General features: G+C 40.3%; 18 protein-coding genes and 1 riboswitch. Of the genes, 3 read left to right on the top strand and 15 right to left on the bottom strand.

Translation table 11 applies throughout. From position 1 onward, the window contains the following. Positions 1 to 111 precede the first annotated feature (111 nt). Positions 112 to 705: a lysoplasmalogenase family protein gene (locus tag NE558_RS07150; protein ID WP_256149289.1), complete on the top strand. Its 594-nt coding sequence runs from the start codon at positions 112 to 114 to the stop codon at positions 703 to 705. Here NE558_RS07150 and NE558_RS07145 read toward each other — a convergent pair. Further along, positions 653 to 1,402, bottom strand: a complete 750-nt coding sequence (locus NE558_RS07145; RefSeq protein WP_256149287.1) for an acyl-[acyl-carrier-protein] thioesterase — start codon at positions 1,400 to 1,402, stop codon at positions 653 to 655. The genes NE558_RS07150 and NE558_RS07145 overlap by 53 nt on opposite strands. A 17-nt stretch (positions 1,403 to 1,419) precedes the next feature. Further along, entirely contained in the window at positions 1,420 to 2,892 is a 1,473-nt protein-coding gene (gene cls / locus NE558_RS07140; RefSeq protein ID WP_256149285.1) for a cardiolipin synthase, read from the bottom strand. Positions 2,893 to 3,093: 201 nt separating this feature from the next. Here cls and NE558_RS07135 point away from each other — a divergent pair, with 201 nt between their 5' ends. Next, positions 3,094 to 3,561, top strand: a complete 468-nt coding sequence (locus NE558_RS07135) for a hypothetical protein (RefSeq protein ID WP_256149283.1) — start codon at positions 3,094 to 3,096, stop codon at positions 3,559 to 3,561. A gap of 239 nt (positions 3,562 to 3,800) precedes the next feature. Here NE558_RS07135 and NE558_RS07130 read toward each other — a convergent pair whose 3' ends face one another. The 8 genes from NE558_RS07130 to NE558_RS07095 form a co-directional block, all read right to left on the bottom strand. Further along, positions 3,801 to 4,265: a TspO/MBR family protein gene (locus NE558_RS07130; RefSeq protein WP_256149281.1), complete on the bottom strand. Its 465-nt coding sequence runs from the start codon at positions 4,263 to 4,265 to the stop codon at positions 3,801 to 3,803. A gap of 134 nt (positions 4,266 to 4,399) precedes the next feature. Next, entirely contained in the window at positions 4,400 to 5,422 is a 1,023-nt protein-coding gene (add, locus tag NE558_RS07125) for an adenosine deaminase (protein WP_256149280.1), read from the bottom strand. 150 nt (positions 5,423 to 5,572) lie between these two features. Beyond that, a complete protein-coding gene (locus tag NE558_RS07120; protein WP_256149279.1) occupies positions 5,573 to 7,063 on the bottom strand; it encodes a DUF1846 domain-containing protein in 1,491 nt (496 codons plus the stop codon). A 233-nt stretch (positions 7,064 to 7,296) separates the two neighbouring features. After that, positions 7,297 to 8,004: a ComF family protein gene (locus tag NE558_RS07115; RefSeq protein WP_256149278.1), complete on the bottom strand. Its 708-nt coding sequence runs from the start codon at positions 8,002 to 8,004 to the stop codon at positions 7,297 to 7,299. After that, on the bottom strand, positions 8,001 to 10,253 hold the full coding sequence (locus NE558_RS07110) for an ATP-dependent RecD-like DNA helicase (protein ID WP_256149277.1): 2,253 nt from the start codon (positions 10,251 to 10,253) through the stop codon (positions 8,001 to 8,003). Before NE558_RS07110 ends, NE558_RS07115 begins: the two co-directional genes overlap by 4 nt. Positions 10,254 to 10,634: 381 nt before the next feature. Continuing rightward, positions 10,635 to 11,813 (bottom strand): methionine adenosyltransferase, encoded by a 1,179-nt coding sequence (metK, locus tag NE558_RS07105; protein WP_256149276.1) that lies wholly within the window; start codon positions 11,811 to 11,813, stop codon positions 10,635 to 10,637. Positions 11,814 to 11,966: 153 nt separating this feature from the next. Further along, positions 11,967 to 12,071, bottom strand: a riboswitch (SAM riboswitch). 96 nt (positions 12,072 to 12,167) lie between these two features. Beyond that, the gene (locus NE558_RS07100; RefSeq protein WP_256149275.1) at positions 12,168 to 12,674 is read right to left on the bottom strand and encodes a DNA-deoxyinosine glycosylase; all 507 of its coding nucleotides are present in this window, start codon (positions 12,672 to 12,674) and stop codon (positions 12,168 to 12,170) included. Between the two features lie 15 nt (positions 12,675 to 12,689). Continuing rightward, a complete protein-coding gene (locus tag NE558_RS07095; RefSeq protein WP_256149274.1) occupies positions 12,690 to 13,412 on the bottom strand; it encodes a DNA alkylation repair protein in 723 nt (240 codons plus the stop codon). A 447-nt stretch (positions 13,413 to 13,859) separates the two neighbouring features. On the opposite strand from NE558_RS07095, the gene NE558_RS07090 reads away from it, so the two are divergent. Beyond that, entirely contained in the window at positions 13,860 to 14,240 is a 381-nt protein-coding gene (locus NE558_RS07090; RefSeq protein ID WP_256149273.1) for a metal-dependent transcriptional regulator, read from the top strand. 141 nt (positions 14,241 to 14,381) lie between these two features. On the opposite strand, the gene NE558_RS07085 is transcribed toward NE558_RS07090, so the two are convergent. From NE558_RS07085 to NE558_RS07065, 5 genes are all read right to left on the bottom strand, one after another. Next, positions 14,382 to 14,954, bottom strand: a complete 573-nt coding sequence (locus NE558_RS07085) for a nitroreductase family protein (protein WP_256149272.1) — start codon at positions 14,952 to 14,954, stop codon at positions 14,382 to 14,384. A gap of 30 nt (positions 14,955 to 14,984) precedes the next feature. Next, on the bottom strand, positions 14,985 to 15,830 hold the full coding sequence (locus NE558_RS07080; protein WP_256149270.1) for a pirin family protein: 846 nt from the start codon (positions 15,828 to 15,830) through the stop codon (positions 14,985 to 14,987). Continuing rightward, the gene (locus NE558_RS07075) at positions 15,814 to 16,248 is read right to left on the bottom strand and encodes a MarR family winged helix-turn-helix transcriptional regulator (RefSeq protein WP_256149269.1); all 435 of its coding nucleotides are present in this window, start codon (positions 16,246 to 16,248) and stop codon (positions 15,814 to 15,816) included. Before NE558_RS07075 ends, NE558_RS07080 begins: the two co-directional genes overlap by 17 nt. A 161-nt stretch (positions 16,249 to 16,409) precedes the next feature. After that, on the bottom strand, positions 16,410 to 17,894 hold the full coding sequence (locus NE558_RS07070) for a polysaccharide deacetylase family protein (protein WP_256149268.1): 1,485 nt from the start codon (positions 17,892 to 17,894) through the stop codon (positions 16,410 to 16,412). 22 nt (positions 17,895 to 17,916) lie between these two features. Continuing rightward, positions 17,917 to 18,684: an EFR1 family ferrodoxin gene (locus NE558_RS07065; RefSeq protein ID WP_256149267.1), complete on the bottom strand. Its 768-nt coding sequence runs from the start codon at positions 18,682 to 18,684 to the stop codon at positions 17,917 to 17,919. Positions 18,685 to 18,761 lie beyond the last annotated feature (77 nt).

Here is an 18,761-nt window from a genome sequence, read left to right as displayed (position 1 = left end):
TCACATGAAACCCTTGCAAAATAAAAAAATAATAACTTGACTTATTCTGGGACATTCTTTTTATGGAATGTCCTTTCTTTTTTAGGGTAAGCTAAAAAAGAGGTGTTCACAATGGACAAAACAGATTACAGTGTATCAATTTTTTTTCTATTTTTATATGTTTTTATTACCCTTTGCGCACAGTACCCCTATATTAACGCTGTACGCTTTTCTATTATCTGCCTATGCCTGATTCCTGCTATGCGCTACGGCGTTCCTATGGCAGCGGCATTTACCATTCTCAGTGATGGTTTTCTACTGTTTTCCTCCTATGAGAAATTGGGGGTTTTTTTCTTTTGCCTTGTGCAGCTTTTTTATATCTCTTTTTTTCTGGACAAGCGCCCCTCTCTTTGGTGTTTTTTCTTTTGTCTGCCCCTCTTGCTCCTACCTCTGCCTGTTTTGGGTGGAATTTATGCCCTTCTATTTATATTGCATGCCCTTATCGCCTTTTCCCTTTGGAAACAAAAAAAGGTAAAGCCTTTCTTTGGGCTATACCTTTTGGGTCTATTTCTATTCATTTGTTGTGATATCTCAGTGGCAATCGGTTATTTTACCCAGCCAAATCCTGTTCTTATTTGGATATTCTACGCACCTTCACAAATGCTCTTGGCTTTTACTGCCAAAGCGTTGCCACCTCTGCCAAGACCGTCTGTTCCTTATCCTTGAGGAAGGTTAATATTTCAGTCCCATTCTCAAGGGTATTAATATATGTTTTCATAATGACTTGGTCTCCCCGCAAGCACTCTTTACGGTAAACAATACGAACATCCTTCAGTTTCATATTGTCATAAATATCATCGGGAACATCATCCATTGCCCACTCAAGGTATTTTACATTATTGGCATGTCCGTTAGAATCTGTATCCCTCCTGGTAATTTCTAAGGAACGGGAAACAGCATCAGACACCTCGTCCTCCTTAGGCATAAGAAACTTCTCCCCGGGAATTGATGATTCCTGACCGGAATGGTATTTCTCAACCATCTCATCTGGAATATTTCCGGGTTTGCGCTTTTCCAAATCCATATAAATCCAACGGGAAATCCCTTTAATGATAGTCTCGTTTTTTTCGTCTAAAACATGAAAGCATCTGATTGCCTGCATCCGGCGGCATTTTTCGCACCAAGTTTGAACGGTAATCTTTTCTCCCAATTTTGGCATTCTTTCTACTTCCAGATGCCAGTTGATTACTGCCCATCCCGTCTGCATCTCCGTCAAATATTCCACAGAGTATCCCAGAAAATCCGAATGATTGATAGCTGCCTCCTGCAAATCGGAAAACAGCGCCGCTGGCGTCATCAGTCTATTCACATCCACCTGAAAATAAGAAATCTTTCGGCTTTCCTCATATCCAACTTGTATCATTTTACTTCCTCCGTTCCTTAAAGCATAGGCGAAACCAATCTTGCCACAGCTTCCTTTACCTTAAACCACCATTTTCTTCTGTCATACCACTCCTTCGTTATCTCGATGCAATTATCCAAATCTTTTATAAAATCAGCTTCCAACACTTTGGTCAGTTCTGTGTCAAACATAAATGCATTCACTTCAAAATTCAGTGCAAAGCTGCGCACATCCATATTGGCAGTACCAACAGAGGCAACCAACCCATCAATGCAAAGGGTTTTTGCATGGATAAACCCTTTCTCATATTGATAACAGCGCACCCCTGCATCCAGCAGCTCCCCTAAATAAGACATACTGGCCCAATAAACCAAAATATGATCGGGGTTTCCCGGAATCATAATGCGAACATCAATCCCCGAAAGAGCGGCAACCCTCAAAGAATCGAAAATGCCGTCATCTGGTACAAAATATGGGGTTGTTAAATAAATATGATCCTCGGCCTCATTCATCATTTTAAAATACCCATTACGGATATTCTTCCATTGTGTATCAGGCCCGCTGGAAACAATCTGGGTCTCAACACCGTCGTATTGCTCCCTTTCTGGAAAATACTTGTCCTCCAGAGGAACAGCGCCTTCTTTTGCAGTAAAGTTCCAATCCATAATAAAGCGAATCTGCATTTGATCCACCGCATCCCCCTCAAAACGAAGGTGTGTATCTCTCCAAGGACCATAACGCTTCACAATGCCCAAATATTCATCTCCAACATTAAAACCACCGATATATCCAATCTCTCCGTCGATTACGCAAAGCTTTCTATGATTTCGGTAATTAATTCTAACAAAAAACGGTGGTAAAAAGGCAGCCGAATGTCCACCTGCCTGGTGCAGCTGGTGAAAAAAATCCTTGGGTAGAGAAGAGTTCCCCATGCCGTCATAAAGAAGGCGAACCTCAACCCCTTCTCTTGCTTTTTTTGTCAGCTCATCCAACAAACGTTCCCCCAGCTTGTCTCCCCGCCAAATATAATACTCTAAATGAATAAACTTTTTTGCCCGGCGAATATCTCGCACCAATGCTTCAAATTTATCTTTTCCCGCATTGAAAACCGCCACCTTATTGTTAAAGGTCATCCAATTGCCGGAATTTAGATGAAGATACGCCAAATCTGTTAAATACTCTGCCTCAACCAGACGTCCCCTGTTTTCAATCAGTGATTTTTGCCGCTGAATTTTTTCAATGGAATGGCGGTCGTGGAATAAGTATTTATAATAGACCTTTTGATCATAAGCTGCCTTCTCATAAAACATCTTTTCCCGCTTGCCGTTTTTCCCAAAGATTAAATAAGTTAAAAATCCAAGAATAGGTATAAAAAACAGCACTAGGAGCCATGCCCAAGTGCTGGCAGGATTTCTGCGTTCAAAAAAAACCACCAACCCAGCTAAAAACACATTGATAAATAAGAGAATTACAATAAAATACGCTAATATCGTAAAAACTTGTGTATGCATGAAAGTCGCCCCCTTTGATACCCCAAGCTTCCTGTAGTATACTATATTCTTCCAGACATATGCAAGTCATGTTCCGTTCAAAAAAAGTTAAATTTTCTTTTTTCCTACTTCCCTAAAAACAAAATCAATGTTAGAATAGAACAAGTATGAATTGCACATACGTGAACTTTTGTTTACGTAAAAATTAAGGAGGAACTTTTAGTGAATGCTTCAAATGTGAATTTTTCAGATGTATTGATCATTATTATTGTGGTATTAGCCATTATCTTTGCTCTTCTGTACTATTTCAATAAGGTTAGTATGCGTAAAATGGTGCAGGCGCAGGACTTTATAGACAATAACCGTACAACTGTACAAATTTTTATCATCGATAAAAAACAGGAAAAGCCTTCTCCTTCTAATTTACCGAAAGCTGTTTACGAGCAAATGCCTAAAACCTCTAAAATGCGTAAAGCCAATCTGGTTAGAGCAAAAGTTGGCCCCCAGATTGTAACCCTTATTTGTGATAAACCCGTTTATAATGTTCTTCCAGTGAAAAAAAATGTCAAGGTTGACTTAGCGGGAATCTATATCATTGGCATTACAGGCATGAAGCTTGAGGATAAAAAGAAAAAGACGCTTACCGAGAAAATGACTCTCAACCTGAATAGTAAAGTAACTAAAAAGTAATATAATAATCAAAAAACCTCCTTGCCTAGCAAAGAGGTTTTTCTTTTTGTTATCCCTCTACCGTGTAATATTCCCCAAACACCTTCTTAGAAACCAAAAAAAGAATATCACTTCATATTAAATCTCCTTTTTTATGGAAGTAGAAAAACCGATGCATGATGTATGCATCGGTTCTTTTTAGCTTCTTAAAATCTAAGCAAATCAGATAAGGGTTTATGTATAACTGAACCCCTTTAAATTCAGCGGTTAAGCCACCATACCCCCAAGTTTAAATATCCTGCAAAACAAAGCCATAAAATATAAGGAATCTGCAGTTTTGCCGCTAAAGGCGAAACCTTACTAAACGCTTTTGTCATTGCTAAAACCAAAAGTAGAAGTATAATTAGCCAAACAAATGCAAACAAACGCCATTCAAACGTAAAGAAAAAGAAACTCCAGCAGAAGTTAAAGGCAAGCTGGATAAAAAACAGCGTTAGCGCCTCCTTTCTTCCTTCCTTATCAGAACAGCATACCATAGCCGCACCTATACCCATCAGTAAGTATAGCACCGTCCATGCCACAGGAAAAAGCCATGCCGGAGGGGCAAGGGGGGGTTGATTTAACACCTGATATTGGCTCATAGCCTCCATGTTTAAATACCCCGATAATCCGCCCACTATCAACGGCAATAGTACTAAAAACAAACAACGTAATTTTTTTTGCACATAATCCATCTCCTTTGCTCAAAAGATACCGATTCATTCTAATTATATTGCTCGGTTCTATTTTCCATACTAAAAAACCATATTAAGTTGTGGTAATTTTTAGATATCGCAATGGACTGGCTAATATTCTATTTTTACTTATTTCGGCATGCCAGAATTCTTTCTTTCAAAGCTGCCTTCTCTGCCTCACCTAAAAAAGCGGCTTCCGCAGAATATAAAAGCATTTGAAGCAAATCGTCCTCAGTAAAACCCATATCATAGATGCAATGGTCATATTCCTTGTCTAAGGTTAAGCCAAACAATGTCATATTGTCAGTGTTAATGGTAACCCGCATGCCCAAATCATACATTTTCTTCACATAGTGATCTCCATAGCTCATGGTGCTTTGACAGCAAACATTACTGGTGGGGCAAATCTCGAAAGTAGCCCCTTCTTCAATAGCTCTTTGGCATAGAGTCGGATCCTCAAAAACATGATGTCCATGACCAAGCCTCTTTGCACCAAAATTTAAGGCATCCTCAACTGTTTCAGGGCCTTGACTATCCCCTGCATGGCAAGTAAAGGGAAGCTCTAATTCTCTTGCCAAATCAAATATGGGGGCAAAATTGGAAAGCGGCACAATCCCCTCCGCACCTGCCAAATCAAGAGCAACGACACCTTTGCCCAAATACTCCTTTGTCAAGCGAACAGTCTCCAAGTTTTCCTCCATGTTTACGGTTTCCGGACCAATACTCATGGCACACAAAATGATACCAATTCCAACTTGGGGATGCTCTCTAAGACCAATTTCTTTTCCTTCTAAAACTGCATCAATGGCATCCCTCTGGGTCAGTCCCTTTTGGGTGTGCAACTGAGGCGCAAAACGAATTTCTGCATAGGCAACACCTTCTTCTTCTAACCATCCGATTAATTCTTGAGTAACTCTGGTTAAAGAGGCCTTGTCCTGCAAAATTTTCACAGGTATTTCAAATCGTTCTAAGCACTCATTCACATCCTTACAGTCCTCAGGAACCATAATCAAAGGAACAAAGCTTTCATAATCCTTGGCTGGTACTTCTATCCCCTGTTTTTGAACCAATTCCCATGCAGTCTCGGGCAAAATGGAACCATCCAAATGTAAATGTAAATCAATTTTCGGCAAATTGTATTTTCCCATATCAAAAACCTCCTTCATGTTTCTTATCAATAAATATATCATAACGGAAATTTCTCCGTTTTGTCAAAAAATAACCCCCTTTTTCCAAAGGCATACAGCCTGTGATAAAAGGGGATATTATTTCTTATAAAAAGGTTGCTTAATCGATTCCTACTTCTTTCCGTGGAACAGTTTTTTCGTCTGATACTTGGGCTCACAGGTCAAATTTACACCCAGCTTGTGGAACATGCTTTCATCCACATGAGACAGGATGACAGATGAATGTACCTCGGAGCATTTTAATTTTTCTAACTGCTGTAACGCTAAGCTGGCCTTTTCCTCTGTTGATGCACTGATGCATAGGGCAATTAACACCTCATCCGTATGCAAACGAGGATTATGATTGCCAAGATTGTTTACCTTGAGCTTTTGTATAGGTTCGATAACAGTAGGGGAAATAATCTTCTCCTCCTTTGGTATTCCAGCCAATTGCTTTAAAGCATTCAAAAGCATTGCCGAGGATGCACCCAATAAGGGTGTTGTTTTACCAGTCACAATTGCTCCACCCGGCAGTTCAATTGCCGCACATGGTTCCTGGGTTTCCTCCGCCCGCTTCAATGCCGCCGCAACCACAGGGCGGTCAGCAACAGAAACACCTACCTGCTTCATTAATAATTCCAGTCTAAAAATAACATCCTCTTCGATATTACCCTTTCTATGGTCACAAAGAGCATTGTAATATCTACGGATGATTTCATTGCGAGAAGCAGCTTGCACCGCCCCATCATCAATGATGCAATTACCAACCATATTTACACCCATATCTGTAGGGGATTTATAAAATGACATCCCATAAATTTGTTCAAACATAGCATTCAGAACGGGGAAAACCTCCACATCTCGATTGTAGTTGATGGTGGTTTCTCCATAAGCCTCCAGATGAAATGGGTCAATCATATTCACATCGTTCAAGTCCGCAGTAGCCGCTTCATAAGCCACATTTACAGGGTGGCGCAAAGGCACATTCCAAATAGGGAAGGTTTCAAACTTTGCATAACCCGCCTTAATCCCTCTTTTATGCTCATGATACAATTGAGATAAGCAAGTGGCCATTTTCCCACTGCCGGGGCCCGGTGCTGTAATAACTACCAAAGAACGTTCTGTTTCAATGTAATCATTCTTTCCATACCCCTCGTCACTTACAATCAGTGGAATATTTGCAGGGTAGCCCGCAATGGGATAGTGCTTATAAACCTTAAGGCCCAAGGCTTCCAGCTTCTTTTCATAAGCCATTGCTGCCGCTTGTCCATTAAACTGTGCCAAAACAACACTGCCAACATATAAACCATAGCCACGGAAGGCATCAATCAAGCGCAATACATCCATATCATAGGTAATTCCTAAATCACCACGAATTTTATTCTTTTCAATATCTCCTGCGTTGATTACAATAACAATCTCCGCATCATCCTTCAACTGCAACAGCATATTCACCTTGCTGTCCGGCTTAAAACCGGGAAGCACACGGGAAGCATGATAATCGTCGAATAGCTTTCCGCCAAATTCTAGGTACAGCTTTCCGCCAAACTGACCAATCCGTTCTTTAATTCTTTCAGACTGCATTTTTAAATATTTCTCATTGTCAAAACCTATCTGCACCATTGCATGATCCCCCGTATTTCTCGTCCATTTTTTTCACTACGGTATTCAATTATACTATTTTTTTCACTACAATACAAATATAAATTAGCATTCGGCAAAATATTTCCACCCACAAAAATTTCCTCAACTAGATCCTTCATGCTACTCCATCTTTTCCATAGAAGTACTCATCTGGCTTATTATGTACAGTCCCAGAAAAATCACACGCCAAAATTTATCATGATGTAAATCTTTTACTCTGTCACTGAAAGACAAAAAACCTCCACTTTTTTTGCCCCTTCTCGATATAAAGCACGACTGCATTCATTCAGTGTTGCTCCCGTTGTTAGAATATCATCAACCAAAAGAACGCATTTGTCTGAACAATTTTGGGCAATAAAAACATTTTTTATGTTTTTATGCCTCTCTTTGGCAGACAGCTTGCTTTGAGGAATAGTCTCCTTCGTTCTAGCGAGAATGTCCTTTTGATAAGGAATGCCTGTATGAAGGCTGATGCTTTTACAAAGAATATCCGCTTGATTAAATCCCCGCTCCTTCTGTTTATGGGCATGTAAGGGAACCCCTGTTAAAAAATCAATTTCCTCTATGCAATCCCTATGGTAGGAAAGCAAATAATCTGCCATTAAACGGCCAAATACCTTTCCATCCTCCCTAGAGCCATCAAATTTAAACCGAGCTATTCCATCTCGCAATACTTCATAATCAAAAGCAGAAATGCCTCGTTCAAATACAGGTCTGTTTTCCAAACAAGAATGACAAATGTCACCCCATTCCAATGTTCTTCCGCAAAACCCACATCGATTGCCCAGCAAATATGGAATGCTATCAGCACAAGGCTTACATAGGCCATCTTTCCATTCTTCCATAGGCAGCAACTGGCCACATAAAACACAATAAGGAGGATACAGCACATTCAAAAACCCTTGTATGAAGTTTTTCACGGCTGTACCTCCAGTTCATTCATAAAATCGTATAAATTTCGTATGCGTTCTGCCAATGCTGTATAGCGACCAACCTCCCGATTGTTTGCGATCATACTGTTCACCGTTTCCCGAAGACCCACAAGTACTACCAGCTCTTTTGCTCGGGTCACTGCGGTATAAAGCAAATTCCTGGTCATCAGCATAGGCGGGCCGCTGTAAACAGGCAAAATTACCACAGGGTATTCACTCCCCTGAGACTTGTGAATGGTTATGGCATAGGCAAGTTCCAATTCCTCTAGCTGGGTAAAGTCATAATCAACCACCTTGCCATCATCAAAGGAAACCCGAACCATTTCATTTTCCTCGTCAATCTTTACAATACGCCCGGCATCCCCATTATAAACCCCCAAACCTTCATCCGTCCGTTTGCCTTGACAGCTGAAGCAACGCCATACAATGTTATAATTGTTTTTAATCTGCATCACCTTATCTCCCTCACGGAAGGTGGTTTGGCGAAATTCCTTTTCCTTTTTATCATGGGATGGAGGGTTCAGGGTTTGCTGTAATACCTGATTTAGGCTTTGTACACCAAGCATTCCCTTGCGCATAGGCGTCAGCACCTGCATATCAGTCAAACCGTCATGTCCAGTATATTTGGGCAAACGGCTTTTCACCAACTCCTGCACTGTGGATAAAACTTCTTGCCCGTAGGCACGGCGCATAAAAAAGAAATCCGTTCCACCTTCGTTCAAAACAGGCTCTTCCCCTTGATTGATACGATGGGCATTCATAATGATTGCACTCTCTTGGGCTTGACGAAAAACATGTTCTAGTCGAACCACGCGCAGACGCTCACTGCGAATCATATCCTTTAATACATTCCCTGCGCCAACAGAGGGAAGCTGATCCATATCCCCCACAAAAATCACAGATGTGCCGTTTTCTATGGCTCGTAACAGTGCGTGCATCAAATGCAAATCCACCATAGAGGTTTCGTCAATAATCAACACATCCGCTTCAATTGGGTCATCCTCATTTTTATCAAAAACCTGCCTGCGATTGTCATCACTGACAAAGGTTGTACCTAACAGCCTATGAATGGTTTTTGCCTCAACTCCCGTTGCATCGGTCATGCGTTTTGCAGCACGACCTGTGGGTGCGGCAAGAACCACTTCCTTCTCTTCCTTTTCCAATAAACGTAGTATGGTGTTTATGGTAGTGGTCTTTCCTGTACCGGGGCCACCTGTAATAATCAAAACACCGCCACTCATAGCCTCCCGCACAGCTTGCCGTTGTTCCGGTGCCAACTGCACGCCCGTTTCTTTTTCCATTTTGCTAATCTGTCTCTCTAATATCTCAGGATCTGTTTCTTCACAATCCATGGAAAGCTCAATAAAACGCTTTGCCACTGCCATCTCAGCATAATAGTAAAAGTTTAGATAAACAACCTCCAGCCCCGCCAAGTTTTCCTGCCAAATTTGACTTTCCACCTGTAACTCTCTGATGGCATTTTCCACGGCAAGAGGATGTAGTTCTAGCAGCTCCACAGCCTCTGTAATCAGCTTATCCTTTGGCAAATAACAATCTCCATTTGAAGCCGCCTGATTTAGAACATATTTCACTGCCGCCTTAATGCGGTTAGGGTTATCCTCAGCAATTCCTGCATTTGCCGCCATTTTATCCGCCATTTTAAAGCCGATTCCAAAAATATCATCTGCCAAGCGATAGGGATTTGTTTTCACAATATCAAAGGTTCTGCCTTTATACCGTTTGTAAATCCGCATAGTATAGGCTGGAGAAACCTCGAAGCCTTGTAAAAACATCATGACCTTGCGTAATTCATGCTGTTCTCTAAATATCTCTGAAATCCGCTGTGCTTTTTCGTGGGTAATTCCCTTTATCTCCGTCAGTAAATCCGGCTTTTCTTCAATTACATAAAAAGCGGCATCACCAAAACGCTCCACAATTTTTCTTGATGTTTTTGGCCCCAGCCCCTTGATTAAGCCTGAGGACAAATATTTCTCCATGCCATTTTGAGAGGTGGGCATGAATTTTTCATAAAACTGAACCTGCAATTGCTTTCCATATACAGGATGATTAATCCAGCTTCCTCTAACAGAAAGGCTTTCTCCCGAATGAATCAGCGGAACAACTCCAACACAGGTGATTTCTTCCTCCTGTATTTCCATTGTAAATACTGTATATCCGTTTTCCTTGTTTTGAAAAATAATGTCTCCTACCTCACCCTTTAAAAGAACATCTTCCATACGCACCCCTCCTTTCTGTGAAATGAAGTTTAAGTATTCTACCCAAGCTCTTTTGACTTCATAAAAAAGCAAATGCCACCGTTCTTGGGGATTCCGCTGTTTTATTTGTTATAACTATTTTACTAAAAACCTATACCTTCTATAAAACATTTCCCATTGGTCTGGGGGAAGTTTACATTGAATTTATTTTTGAATTCCTTCATCATTCTTTTTGGTCTGAATTTTTACAATTATCTTTTAGTATATCACATCGAAAATAAAAAGGGAACTCTCGTTCCTACTTTTTTCCATAAAAAAGGATGCTGATTTTTTCAGCACCCTTTCAAACATAACCTATTTTCAAAGGATTTATCATGAGAAACAATCCCTTTGAATCCTTAATTAAAATTTATCTTTGAAAACTGCAACCTTATCCAGTTGCTCCCAAGGAAGGTCTAAATCCGTACGACCAAAATGACCATAAGCCGCTACCTGCTTATAAATAGGTCTCTTCAAATCAAAATTCTTGATGATTGCCGCAGGGCGCAAATCAAAGTTTTTGTGTACGATTTCTGTAATTTCTTCATCGGAAATTCTTCCTGTTCCATAAGTGTTTACAAGAATGGATACAGGCTTTGCCACGCCGATTGCATAAGCAAGCTGAACTTCGCATTTTTTCGCAATACCGCTGGCAACAATATTCTTTGCAACATGTCTTGCTGCGTAGCAAGCAGAACGATCTACCTTTGTGGGGTCCTTACCACTGAATGCGCCGCCGCCGTGTGCCGCATAACCACCGTAGGTATCCACAATGATTTTTCTTCCTGTCAAACCGCTATCACCCATGGGGCCACCAATGACAAAACGACCTGTAGGGTTAATATAGTATTTTGTCTTCTCATCCAAAAGCTCCGCAGGAATCACCTTATTCACAACATGTGCAATAATATCCTCACGGATTTGCTCATTGGTTGCTTCTGGGTCATGCTGAGAGGAAATAACCACGGTGTCCACTCTTGCAGGCTTATCATCAATATACTCCACAGTAACCTGAGATTTTCCATCAGGACGTAAATACTTCAACGTTCCGTTTTTTCTCACCTCTGTTAATCTTCTTGTCAGCTTATGTGCCAAAGAGATAGGTAAAGGCATCAATTCCTCTGTTTCATCACAAGCAAAACCAAACATCATACCCTGATCCCCGGCACCTGTATCAAATTCGCTGTCATCCTCGCCTGTTTTTTGCTCTAAAGCCTTGTCAACACCCATTGCAATATCAGGGGATTGACCATGGATAGAGGTAACTACCGCACAGGTTTCACTGTCAAAACCAAACTTTGCACGGTTATAGCCGATTTCATTCAAGGTCTCCCGAACAATTTTTTCTACGTCAACATATGCGCTAGTGGTAATTTCACCCATTACAAAAACAATACCTGTTGTTGTTGCTGTTTCGCAGGCAACTCTGGCATTAGGATCCTTCGCCAACAGCGTATCCAAAACACCATCGGAAATTTGATCACAAATTTTATCGGGATGCCCTTCCGTAACTGATTCGGATGTAAATAATCTTCTACTCATTTCTATTCCCTCCTGTAAAATATAAATAATTGTCTTTGTGAATAGAGTGCAGGGAGAGATGCTCGGCTATACGGACAATCGTTCTACAAAAGCCGCAAGCCTTAACCAAATTTTTAGAATTAAAAAAAACCCTAAACAGGGTTTGTGATTACATTCTCATCTTCCGTTTGAACCAAACGGGGGAATTGGCACCGATGCGTCGAAACGCCGGTTGCCGGGTGTCATAGGGCCCTGTCCCTCAACCACTCTTGATAAGTTCTCTATTCACTTGTAATCCGGATTATAGCATCCTTTTTATCATATGTCAATAAGAATGAGACCATAAAATTAAATTCCCTATCATTTTGATATGAATTACAAGAACACCTGCAATTCCTTCCCCCAAGCTTCAATTAATCCCTCTAAATTCCATGTAGCATTGGCAGGGCTGGTGGAGGGTAACTGAACCATTGGAATCCCTGTTATTTTCTGCTGATGCTTCTGATATAAACGAAAAGCTGTCCCGCCATTTCCAAATATGGGGATCTTTCCTGTTGTTTGGAAAATGGTACTCAAATCCGTAGGAACAACGTTGCGTATGGAGCTGTCACTGCTCCCCTGAATATCGCAGCTTAGAACCACATCATAAAGGGCAATTCCTTGGGCTAATAGAAAAGCTTTTTTCTCTTCATTACTTTGAGGGACCGCAACTCCCGTTACTCCTCCCAAAACCTTCCAAAAGCGATTCTGAGGATGCCCATAATAAAATTGGTTTTCCCGAGATTTCAAAGAAGGTGCCGTGCCAAGGATGAGCACCTTACTGTTTTGATTGCAAACAGGTAAAAATTTTTGAGTTACCCGCTCCCAAGGAATTTCTTTCATTTGCCTGCCTCCCTTTTAAACCTGTGTTTTTTTCCATTCCCGTAACCATGCTTTATCCTCGGGGGAAACCCGGAAAGACTCGCAAGCCTTCTGCACAAATTTCGCCTTCACACTAAGACTTAATTCCGTATTCTTAAGATATTGCCGTACCATTTCCGGATTCTTTGCCCAAGCCGTTGCCAATAGCCAAGCCTGTGCCATCTCTATATAATAAAAATCAGAAGTCACAGCATCAACTAACTGTAGAACCTTCTGCAAGTAAGGCTCCTTTAAATAATAATTCAGCATAATGATTAAGCCTACCCTTACAACCCATGGATTTTCTGCCAAAAGGTATCCTTTTGCATGGGCGAATAATGCCTCTTCATTTTTTCTAGCAATCTTCTTTAATGACGCACAAAATCCATCACAATGAGCCCAGTTTTCCACAAATTCATGAGAAAAGGTGTCGCAGTAACCCAAAAACTCATCAAACTCCATGGGAATTTCCGTTGCCACCAGACCATACAACATGCGCTCTTCATAGCTATCCTTCCCACAGGTGTCAAAAAAATTCCTCCCTGCCGCTTTTGCCACTTCCTTAGCTTTTTGACGTAACAGCGGAGAACGAATTCCAATAACAGGCAACGCCGTGCGTAAGAGCTTTTCTTGAAACAAACGATATTTATCATCCTGTAAAGCCACTAATTCTTTATAAAAGGCCTGATAATCGTTAGTTGTCCATTTTAATTCAGTCACAAAACCACCCTTTCTTATTATTTTTATACAAAGAACAAGCGGCTTTCTTGTGGGAGAAAGCCGCTTGTCCTTAAGGGTCGTCATTGCCATATAACGAAAACAATTGGGGGGCGTTTTCGCTATATTCGGTAAGGCAACAACAAGAAGAGATGAAAAGTTTGATTCAAAATAGTTTGACGTTAGGAGAAAGCATCAAACTACAGAAACAAGCAAACCAATTTTTGCCAAAAAGGCAAACTATCTAAAAAAGGCGTCAAAACATATTATTGTCTTGCGACGCCCTAGTCGTAGCCACACATTTATATTGCCTTATTTTTTCCTTCTTGTCAATGAAAAATTTTTCAAATTAAGCATTTTTTACATTAATTAGGTGAATTTTATAAAACCATTGTCAATTTTCTTTTTTTTTGTTACCATAATAAAAAACAGCTTAGGGAGGAGATCCATTTGAAGGTTCAAGAATCAATGGAAGACTATCTAGAAACAATTTATGTATTGGAAAAGCAAACAGGCTATGTACGCTCAATCGATATCGCTACCGCCCTAGGTTTTAGCAAGCCCAGTATCAGTAACGCCATGAAGAAATTAAAATCAAGCGGTTATATTGAAATGGAAGAGCGGGGCAGCATCAGGTTGACAGAAAAAGGGAAAGAGGTTGCCATAGGCACCTATGCCAGACATTGTGTTATCTCCGAAATATTGGTCTCTTTTGGTGTTTCAAAGGAAACCGCTTTAGATGATGCCTGCCGCATTGAGCATGTCATCAGTGAGGAAACCTTTGACTGCCTGAAGAATTACCTAAAAACAAATCGCAATAATGATAGGTAATTTCAAATCCAAATGAAAAAAACAATTTGGAGAATCAATAAATTTAAAGGGTGCCGGATTCTGGCACCCTTTACTATCTATGAAATCTTACGAAAGGCCCCAATCCTAATATTAGAATTGGGGCCTCCTTTTCAAAATATATTATCTTACTATCTTCACTCTCTTAGAAATATCCTCTTTTTCTTTTGGTGCAGGTTCCTCCCCAATGCCACCAAAAGGCATTTGGCCAATTAGCAAATAGCTTTCAGGCAAATCAAACAGTTCACGCATTTTTTGGTCAATTACAGGGTTATAATGCTGTAAAGAAGCACCGATTCCCAGCTCCCGCAATTCGCTCCAAATGCTGATTTGAAGCATTGCACTGGCTTGCATTGCCCATGCAGGAAAATTTGCCGCATACAAAGGGAATTTTTCCTGCAGCCCCTTTACAACCTCTTGGTCGTAGAAATAAAGAATTGTACCAGCGCCTGCTTTAAAACTATCAATTTTCTCTCTGGGAACCTTTCCTTCAAAAACATCATAGATTGCATCCCATAATGCATTCTGCTTTTCATCTAATGCTACAACCACTCGAGAGCTCTTCATATTAAATGCATCGGGCACCAGCTCTGTTAAAGTTTCAATTGTTTCAATCACTTTTTGGCTATCAACGGGAAGTTCTTTATTGATGTTGTAATAACTTCTTCTTTTTTCCAATGCTTGCATCATACTCATGTCCATTCCTCCTTGGTTTCTATTATCTTATTATTTGTCATATTTCATTTCTTGCTGCAAAAAAGTACCTTGTCTTAATTCTGAAAATGCTTTTTGTAATTCATCCTTTGTATTCATTACAATAGGACCACCCCAAGCCATGGGTTCTTCCAACGCCTTTGAACTGATAAATAATACTTGTGCGTTTTTATCAGTACTTTTTATTTCCGCGCTGTCTCCTAAAGTAAGCTTTGCCGCTGTTTTCTCCTTCACCAGCTCGCCACCTATTGTAACCTCTCCCACCAATGTAAAAATCAAAACCGAGCGGTCTGTTTCTGTATCAATGGTTATAGACGCATTGGGAGAAAGATGAATATCATAATAATCTAAAGGTAAATGTTTACTGCTGAAACCCTGTTTGCCTTTGTATTGCCCTGCAAGGAGCCTTAGCTTTCCATTTTCAATTGCAATCTCCTCAATCTCATGATTTTTGATGCTTTGGTAAGCGGGAGCTGTCATTTTATCCTTTGCGGGTAAATTCAGCCATAGCTGCACACCCAGCATTCTCTCCGACGCTGGCAGCCTTTCTTCATGGAGAATTCCTGAGCCTGCTGTCATCCACTGAACCTCTCCGTCAGAGATAGAATCCTCATTTCCTAAGCTGTCTTTATGCACCATCTTGCCACGATATATGTAGCTGATGGTCTCAATTCCTCTATGGGGATGCATGGGAAATCCAGCAATATAATCCTGGGGATTTATGCTGTCAAAGGAATCTAACATCAAAATAGGGTCATATTCTTCTGTTGTCTCTAAACCCAAAACCCGAACCAGCTTCACGCCAGCTCCGTCCTGTGTTCTAAACCCTGTAACCTGTCTCTTAACTTTTCTCTCCATTGATCTCATCTCCAAACTTTTTTAATAAAGTGACCATCTGTTCTTTTTCCTCTTCCGTCCAATAAGACATCAATTCAATAATTTTAGCCTCATTTCTTGGATAAACTTCACCTATGATTTCTTCTCCTTGGGGGGTAATATGAAGGATACATCGTCTTTTATCTTTACTGTCTGTTTTTCGTATAAGGTATCCCCTTTTTTCAAGATTATTTATAATAAGAGGCATGGTTCCGCTGGAACTCAATATTCTCTCCTGAATTTCACCAACCGTTGCATCACCTTTGTGATATAAAGCCTCTAACACGGCAAATTGCCCCATAGAAAGCTTGTACTCTGTAAAAATCTTAGCGGATTGGCGGTCAATGTAATTCACTGCCCGATGGAGGCCGATTAAGATTTTTAACTCTGCTTTTGCCATTTCCTCACCTCGAATATCTCTATGTAGATATATAATACTCTATGTAGAGATAATTTGCAATACTTTTTTATTTTTTTCTATTTTAGATTAAATTATCCATTTATATAAAAAATAGCCGCCTTTACGGCGGCTACTTACTTCTATATTTTTAATATAATTGCTTATTGAAAATAGGAATATCCATAAAGCTTACCACTCTCCAGCTTCCCATCATGGCGATATTTAGCCATTTCAGAAACTGTTACAAGTTGGTATCCTTGTTTTATTAAATAGGGCACAAGCTTTTCTGTTGCTTCGGCACTGGTTTCATAAATACCGTGCATTAAAATAACCTTTCCATCTAAGTCCCCTTCACTGCGGATTACTTTCATAATTGCATCTGAATTCTTTGTTTTCCAATCCAGTGTATCAATGGACCAAGTCACCAATGCCATAGGAATATGCTTCTTCACAGTATCGTTGCTGTTTCCATAGGGAGGGCGGAATAAGGTAGGCTCAAACCCAACGAATTTCTGAAATGCCGCTGCAGTCTTCTTTACATCCTCATTAATAGCTTCTGGGGTTAGCGTATTGAAGTTCTTGTGTGAATAGGAATGACTCCCCACCTCGCACCCCAAAGCAAGTTCTCTTTTTACTGTATCAGGGTAAGCCTCAACAAGTTTGCCCAAATCAAAAAATGTAGCTACGGCATGGTTTTTTTCCAAGGCATCTAATATCCGTTCGGTAGACCCCGGTTTGGGGCCATCATCAAAGGTCAATGCAACCATAGGCTTGGTAGGATCAATGACCCGTTCAATCTTCTCTGTGGGCTCCTTTACCTCAGGTTCCTTTTCCTCGACCACAGGAGGTGCCTCTATGCCAACTCCATTCAGCAACCCCGCCAACTCGCTGTAGGGAACCAAAAGCTCCACTCTTCCAAGGCTGCCAGGGAAAATATCGTAACGTTCAAAGAACAATAATACACCTTTATCATTTAAAGCAAAACGATCAAAACGTCCCGCATCCGGCGCCAAAGTTTTTCTATAGTCACCAAAAATTCTGTCTTTGTAAGGTTCATTCTCTGTAAAATAACGAATGACATAAGCAGAAACAGCCTCTAAAAATCCATCTTTTCTCAAGGTATCCTCAGTAATTCGCTCTCCTGTTTTGGTATTAAAATGGAAAATGTGAACACGTTCTATGGTATTGGTTTTCTGCTCTGTAGGAGAGATTTTTTGCTCCAACTCTTGTGTTTCATAAAAAATAATACAGATTTTATCTTCACTTACTATATAACTATCATAATCCAAATATAAAAAGGAATTACAATCTTCTTGCGAAAGTCTCTTTTTTTCCTTTTCATCCTTCAGATCATACTTCTGTGCAAACTCCGTTTTCAGCCCATCAATAAACTGTAAAATCTGATTATCAATGGCTTCATTAGACAAATGAGGGTATGCTAAAACATAAGCAAGGGGTGCCGCATATTCAATTGTCGATTCCTTCTCACCAATAAGTTGTGACCTTTTGGGTTCCACAGGTCGTATCGGCCCGGCCTGTAACATCAGCGGTTCGGCTGCCGCAACAGTATTACCACGTCCACAGCCACTTACCCCTAGGGCAACCGCCATTGCCAAAAGGCAAATTGTCCATTTTCTTCTCTTCATTTTTCATTCTCCCATCTAAACTTTATTTCCAGCAAGGGTGAACATACTGTCCTTTTTCTTTCGTTTTTTTGCCATATTGAATTGCACCCTTTGGACATCGATTCACGCAAGCCAAACACAGATTGCATTGTGCCTTCGTCCATTGAGGAATTCCATCGATTAATTCAATACAATTAGCTGTACATATTTTTTCACAAAGGCCACAGTGGATACAATCATCGTTGGCATAAAAAGGTTTGGTCTTTGTTCCATAACGCTGAAAAACTGGATTAACCAATATAGTTAAAAGCCTGCTTACCCTACCCCTTTTAATACGATAAAACTTTCGTTTTTGTTGTATCACTGACTCTAAAATTCGCTCCATGGTTTTCTGTGCCTCTTCCAAATAAGCATTTTGTTTTGCCAAGGAATCCACTTTAAACATAATCACAAAGTTATCAGGCATAACCACAGAATATCCACTATCCATGGTAATTCCTTTTTGGCTTAAAACATCCTCTAAAATATCCATGGTATTCCCAGCTGTACCACCGCATGTACATATTCCATAGGTATAAGGCTGCTTGTCACAAAGAATCACCATCTTTTTTATAAAATCAAGAACCATCTTGGGCGGCGCCCAGGCATATACCGGAAACACAAAACCCAGCTTCTCATCCTCACGCAACTGGAATTTTATTTCTTTATTCTTCATGGCCTGAGAAATATCAATCAAATCCTCATTCAAATGATCGGAAAAAAAACGAGCAACTGCATAGGAATTTCCTGTTCCACTGAAATAAAAAATCATTTCCTTGCCCCCTTTTGTTGTTTGTTTTATCATAACATATTTTTATAAGGAGTAATTGAAGATTTTATTAAATTTTG

The organism is Anaerotignum propionicum (assembly GCF_024461735.1).
GTDB lineage: Bacteria > Bacillota > Clostridia > Lachnospirales > Anaerotignaceae > Chakrabartyella.
The sequence above is the reverse complement of the archived record's forward strand: the minus strand, read 5'-3'. Positions and strand labels throughout refer to the sequence as shown.

Excerpts from the sequence above, each read along its gene's own strand:
- NE558_RS07150 (WP_256149289.1), top strand. The coding sequence starts at position 112 with ATGGACAAAACAGATTACAGTGTATCAATTTTTTTTCTATTTTTATAT.
- NE558_RS07145 (WP_256149287.1), bottom strand. The coding sequence starts at position 1,402 with ATGATACAAGTTGGATATGAGGAAAGCCGAAAGATTTCTTATTTTCAG.
- cls (WP_256149285.1), bottom strand. The coding sequence starts at position 2,892 with ATGCATACACAAGTTTTTACGATATTAGCGTATTTTATTGTAATTCTC.
- add (WP_256149280.1), bottom strand. The coding sequence starts at position 5,422 with ATGGGAAAATACAATTTGCCGAAAATTGATTTACATTTACATTTGGAT.
- NE558_RS07120 (WP_256149279.1), bottom strand. The coding sequence starts at position 7,063 with ATGGTGCAGATAGGTTTTGACAATGAGAAATATTTAAAAATGCAGTCT.
- NE558_RS07110 (WP_256149277.1), bottom strand. The coding sequence starts at position 10,253 with ATGGAAGATGTTCTTTTAAAGGGTGAGGTAGGAGACATTATTTTTCAA.
- metK (WP_256149276.1), bottom strand. The coding sequence starts at position 11,813 with ATGAGTAGAAGATTATTTACATCCGAATCAGTTACGGAAGGGCATCCC.
- NE558_RS07100 (WP_256149275.1), bottom strand. The coding sequence starts at position 12,674 with ATGAAAGAAATTCCTTGGGAGCGGGTAACTCAAAAATTTTTACCTGTT.
- NE558_RS07085 (WP_256149272.1), bottom strand. The coding sequence starts at position 14,954 with ATGAGTATGATGCAAGCATTGGAAAAAAGAAGAAGTTATTACAACATC.
- NE558_RS07080 (WP_256149270.1), bottom strand. The coding sequence starts at position 15,830 with ATGGAGAGAAAAGTTAAGAGACAGGTTACAGGGTTTAGAACACAGGAC.
- NE558_RS07075 (WP_256149269.1), bottom strand. The coding sequence starts at position 16,248 with ATGGCAAAAGCAGAGTTAAAAATCTTAATCGGCCTCCATCGGGCAGTG.
- NE558_RS07070 (WP_256149268.1), bottom strand. The coding sequence starts at position 17,894 with ATGAAGAGAAGAAAATGGACAATTTGCCTTTTGGCAATGGCGGTTGCC.
- NE558_RS07065 (WP_256149267.1), bottom strand. The coding sequence starts at position 18,684 with ATGATTTTTTATTTCAGTGGAACAGGAAATTCCTATGCAGTTGCTCGT.